The sequence below is a fragment of the Mesorhizobium sp. M8A.F.Ca.ET.161.01.1.1 genome (assembly GCF_004792105.1).
Lineage (GTDB): Bacteria > Pseudomonadota > Alphaproteobacteria > Rhizobiales > Rhizobiaceae > Mesorhizobium.
On sequence record NZ_SRTD01000453.1, the window covers coordinates 1 to 289 of the forward strand.

Annotated in this window: 1 protein-coding gene; it reads right to left on the reverse strand. The window is 65.7% G+C overall.

Annotated features, from left to right (window positions below; genetic code table 11):
* Nucleotides 1-289 (reverse strand): PDZ domain-containing protein (locus EN804_RS36500; RefSeq protein ID WP_135922437.1); only part of this gene is annotated, 289 nt, incomplete at both ends.

Consider the following 289-nt stretch of genomic DNA (forward strand, 5'->3'; position numbering starts at 1 on the left):
GTTCTTGCCGTCACGCCACACTGTGACGTCGACCGACTTGCCGGGCTGGTAGGCGCCGATCAGGCGGGCCAGTTCCTTCGGCGAAGCAACGTCCTTGCCGTCGACCTGGGTGATGACGTCACCGGCGGTGATGCCGGCCTTCTTGCCGGGGCCATCGTCCTGGGCACTGGAAACGAGCGCACCCTTGTCAGACTTCAGGCCGAGCGATTCGGCGATGTCGGAATTGACGGGCTGGATCTCGACGCCGAGCCAGCCGCGCTGGACGGCACCGCTCTTCATCAGGTCCTGC